The sequence below is a fragment of the Hydrogenimonas sp. genome, assembly GCF_029933015.1.
In the GTDB taxonomy this organism is placed as follows: domain Bacteria; phylum Campylobacterota; class Campylobacteria; order Campylobacterales; family Hydrogenimonadaceae; genus Hydrogenimonas.
Window position 1 is genome coordinate 1 of record NZ_JAOZOZ010000136.1, and the last position, 4,379, is coordinate 4,379.

General features: G+C 57.2%; 6 protein-coding genes. 1 reads left to right on the top strand and 5 read right to left on the bottom strand.

All coding sequences use genetic code 11. The annotated features are described in order from the left end of the window. Positions 1 to 30 precede the first annotated feature (30 nt). Positions 31 to 699, bottom strand: a complete 669-nt coding sequence (locus Q1K23_RS08070; protein ID WP_300363676.1) for a 16S rRNA (uracil(1498)-N(3))-methyltransferase — start codon at positions 697 to 699, stop codon at positions 31 to 33. Positions 700 to 712: 13 nt separating this feature from the next. Beyond that, the gene (locus tag Q1K23_RS08075; protein ID WP_300363678.1) at positions 713 to 1,099 is read right to left on the bottom strand and encodes a hypothetical protein; all 387 of its coding nucleotides are present in this window, start codon (positions 1,097 to 1,099) and stop codon (positions 713 to 715) included. Between the two features lie 70 nt (positions 1,100 to 1,169). Between Q1K23_RS08075 and glp the strand changes: the two genes are divergently transcribed. Next, positions 1,170 to 2,384, top strand: a complete 1,215-nt coding sequence (glp, locus tag Q1K23_RS08080) for a gephyrin-like molybdotransferase Glp (RefSeq protein WP_300363679.1) — start codon at positions 1,170 to 1,172, stop codon at positions 2,382 to 2,384. Here the strand turns inward: glp and Q1K23_RS08085 are convergent. The 3 genes from Q1K23_RS08085 to Q1K23_RS08095 form a co-directional block, all read right to left on the bottom strand. Then, complete coding sequence (locus Q1K23_RS08085) at positions 2,374 to 2,982, bottom strand: c-type cytochrome (RefSeq protein ID WP_300363680.1); 609 nt, start codon at positions 2,980 to 2,982, stop codon at positions 2,374 to 2,376. The two genes, glp and Q1K23_RS08085, sit on opposite strands and share 11 nt — an antisense overlap. A 73-nt stretch (positions 2,983 to 3,055) precedes the next feature. After that, positions 3,056 to 3,637, bottom strand: a complete 582-nt coding sequence (locus Q1K23_RS08090; protein WP_300363681.1) for a 6-carboxytetrahydropterin synthase — start codon at positions 3,635 to 3,637, stop codon at positions 3,056 to 3,058. Between the two features lie 10 nt (positions 3,638 to 3,647). Beyond that, positions 3,648 to 4,379, bottom strand: a 732-nt coding sequence (locus Q1K23_RS08095; RefSeq protein ID WP_300363682.1) for a 7-carboxy-7-deazaguanine synthase QueE, incomplete at its 5' end; no start/stop codon positions are given.

Here is a 4,379-nt window from a genome sequence, read left to right on the forward strand (position 1 = left end):
AGCAGTAAAGAGAGTTTTTTCATCGAAGTCCTACAGTATCCATCGTGACGCTACGGCGACCATCGCACTTTCGCTCCTTAGAACCAGAGGTGTATCCAATCCATATATCGTCCGATTTTCGAAAAGTTTTCTCTCCGCATCGCTGAATCCGCCCTCGCATCCGACGAGAAGAGAAACGCCCTCCCTTTCACAGGGCAAAGGACGCCCTCCGAAATCGAGAATCGCGCTTTTTGGATACTCCTTTAAAAATCCTGCGGCCGAATCGACAATCTCCAGTTCCATCATCCTGCTGCGGCCGCACTGCTGGGAGGAGTTGATCAAAATCCGCTTCAAACGTTCGAAATCGATTCTGAAGCTCTTCTGACTCCTGTCGCAGTAGACGAAAGAGATCTTCTCCACCCCCAGTTCGTTGAGTGCGGGCAGGGTTTTTTCGACCGTTTTGGGGTCGACGACGCACCAGCCCAGATGCAGCGGGGTTTCGGGCATGACGACCCGCTCCTCCTTCTCCAGAAAAGTCAGTTCCGCTTCGCGGCGGCCTACACGGTCGATACGGTAGAAGTAGAGGTAGTCGTTGAGCAGATTCCGCAGAGCGATGCGCTCGCCTTCTCTGTGGCGGCGAACCTTGAAGATGTAGCGGTAGGCTTCACCCTCGATCGTGATGTCGGGCAGACCCGCGTCGGGGTGGTAGAGAAATTGCATCGGATCTCCTTTCTCAAAGCTGCGGCGCCAGTCCCCCGATCATCAGCAGCCAGGCGGCCTGGTAGAGATAGTAGCGCAGCGCCTTTTTCCTCACTTCGGCGAAGCATTCGTTTCCGGGCCGCGCATCCTTGACGAGATAGTGGCGGCGCAGCTCCAGCGACGAGAGGGCGACCGCCGCGACGATCATCAAGACGATCTTCACCGTAAAATCCAGATGCATGAAGGCCATGATCGTAGCCCCGGTGAAGGCGATCATGCTCATCAGCGTCGTCCACGCGATCGCCTGGATGCGAAGATATTTTTTCAGTTTGCGATCGTCGCTCTGCTTCAGAATGACAAGGATATTCAAAAAGACCAGCAGCGCCAGTCCGACGACGGGCCATATATGCAGTTGCAGCATCGTTTGTTCCATAGATTCCATAAGGGCGATTGTACTATAATCACTTGAAAAACGACCTTTTGGAGAGCAGATGGTAACGATCGAAGAGGCGCTCGGGCGCATCCATGAAAACGTAAAGGCGGTCAAAACGGAGATTCTGCCCCTCGAGGAGGCGATCGGGCGCGTCTGCGCCGAACATCTCCACGCCAGATTCGACCTGCCGAGGTTCGACAACTCGGCGATGGACGGCTACGCCGTCACGATGGCCGATGCCGGGGGACTCATCACGTCACAGCCGACGATCTTCGCAGGGGATCGAAGCGATGCGAAAGTGACCAAAGGCCGCGGCGTGCGAATCATGACGGGCGCGGTGATGCCGGAAGGGGCCGAAGCCGTCATTCCCGTCGAAAACACCGAGGAGACGCCGGAAGGCATCCGCCTGCCCGACACGATCAAAAGAGGGGCCAACATCAGGAAACGGGGCGAAGATGTCGCCAAAGGCGACCGTATCGTCGAAATGGGCGACACGATCACCGCCTACACGACAAGTCTGCTGGCGAGCCAGGGCATCACCCATCTTCGGGTCTTTCAAAAGCCCCGTGTCACCGTCTTCGCCACGGGCCACGAACTGCGCATGCACTACGAGCCGATCGAATCCCACCAGATCTACAACTCAAACGCCCCGATGTTTATCGCCCGTGCCGCCGAACTGGGATGCGAAACCACATTCACCGGCGCCACCGCCGACACGATGGCTTCGATCGAGGCACAGATCGCCGCGGCTCTCGACTCCGATCTCATCGTCACGAGCGGCGGCGTCAGCGTGGGTGACGCCGACTTCACCCTCGACGCTTTCGCGAACCTGGGTATGGAACGGCTCTTTCACAAAGTCGAGATCAAACCCGGCAAACCGACCACCGTCGGACGTATCGGAAAGACCTGGATCGTCAACCTTCCGGGCAACCCTACCGCGGCCGCCGTCAACTTCGAACTCTTCGCCCGCTCCATCATCTACCGGCTGGAGGGGTCCAACACGCCCTATCTCTCGACGGTCACCGCGATCAATGCGTCCGATTACAGACTCAAGCCGGGTCGTGCGACGGTATTGCTGGGAAAATATGACGGAGAAAAATTCGAAATTTTAAAAAAGCAGGGGCCGGGCATGGTCCGTCCCCTCAAAGAGGCGGACGGCATGATCGTCACCATGCCCGGTATCGACCGGCTGGCGGAGAACCGACCGGTCAAAATGATCCCGCTCAAATGGGATCTAAGAGCCAAAGAGGCTCCCGACATTTTTACATCTTAGAGATGTGATCGGCGAGTGCCTCGATCTGCTCGGCGCTCAGGTCTTTGACCTGACCGACCATGAGCGCTTTCATAGCCCCGCCGTAGGAGCCGTCCTGATACCCTTTGATCTTCTTGACGAGATCCTCTTTCGACTGACCGGCGATGATATTGCTCTTGCCGAGCGCATGTTTTTCACCCTTCATACCGTGACAGCCCGCACACTTGGTATAGAGTGACGTCACGTCGATCTGCGCTTTGGCTTCTTCGACTTTCGCCTCGACGCTCTCTTTCGCTTCCGCTTCGCCCTTGGCGACACTCTCGGTCACTTTCTCGACCTGCTTCTGTGCCTCTTCTTTCGCGGCGGCTGCGACCTCTTCCGCCGCTGCGGGGGCTGCCGCCTCGGCCGGCTTCTCTTCCGCCGCCGGAGTTTCGGCCTTTTTCTCTTCGGTCTTGGCCGCCGCGGTCTCTTCCGCTTTCTGTGCCGCCGGTTTTACGGCGCTTTCGGTTTTGGCGGCAGGCGCCGCAGCCTCATGTGCCGTCGATTCGCTCTTCTTGTCGCCGCATCCGCTCATCAGAACAAGCGCGGCAACCGCCAGTGACAATGCTGTCTTTTTCATACTACTCTCCTTGAAAATGTTTGTTGGCATCTTAATCCTCACTTGCTTAAAAAGCACTTCACGTTCAATCTCGTTAAACAATGTCAGGATTGACAAATGTTTTTCCGGCCAACAACTCGTCGAACATCCGTGGATTGGCCCACTCCTCTTTGACCCTCTCCGAGAACTCTATCCTATCGAGTTCGATGGGACCCATCGTGGAGTCGTAGACATCCTCTCTCACGGCTTTCGCGTAGCCCGTTTCGGTCTCGTGGACGATGACACTCTCTATACGCACGTCCCCCTCGCCGTTGACCATCTTCGTCTGCTGCAGCATACGGTCGGCCACCAGAAAGAAGATGCGGGCGAACTGTTCGACGGAAGGGTTCAGGGGCAGTTCCACCCACCGCTCGCTCCACTTTTTCATGTCGGCGATGTAGGCGGGATCGTCTTCGCTCCAGAGGGTGATGGCGTGGTCGAACGCGTCGATGAAATCGCCGATCATCCTCTTCGCCAGTCCGAAATCGTAGATCATCTGCCCCCGATCGAGGGTCGAGGCCGTGAAAAAGATCTCCGCTTTGTAGGAGTGTCCGTGAATACTCCGGCTGCATCGGCGGGTGGAGCACCCCCGGACGATGTGGGCGTTTTCGAATTTGTAGAGTTTTCGTATCGTCATGGTCTCTCCGTTATCGTTTCTCTTCGTCGTTCCAGAGCCGTATGTGCAGACGGTCGCCGTAGCGGTAACCGTGTTTCATGCAAAAAAGCGCCACCGGTTCGGCGTTTTTTCTCAGGGTCTGCAGCGTCTCGCCAAGAGGCATACAGAAGACTTCGTTGTCGTAACCGCCGCGGATTTTTTCGATCTCTTCGTGCGCGCTCCCTTCGACCAGCTCCCGGTCCAGGGTAAATTTGAAAAAGGAGTCCCTTCCCTCTTTCGCAAGACGCGCGACCGCATCCGGGACCACCCTTCTTTTCTCCGGTTCTTTGCTGTTTGAGAGCTTCACCGCCATCGCGAAGGTGACCCCGCGATAGGCTGCAAATCTGGAAAAATCGGGGGCCAGGGTGGCGTTGGTCTCGACCGTCACCACAAACCCCTCCCGCACGAGCCACCCGACAAGCCCGTAAAAGGCGGGATGGGCGTGATAGAGCATCGGCTCCCCTCCCGTGAGTACCACATGGGGCCGGTACCCGAGAGGCTCGAGGTAGTGCCGTACGACGGTGACCAGATCCGTCGCCCGCTCGCAAGGCTGCCAACTCTTTCCGAATCGCTTCCTGTCGACCGCACGAAGTGTATCGCACCCTTCGATCGTTTCACCCTCTATCTCGTAACTCCCGAAACCCGGGCACTTGAGATTACATCCGCCGAACCGCAGAAAGATCGAGGGAACCCCGCTGTAGCGCCCCTCGCCCTGGATCGAGAA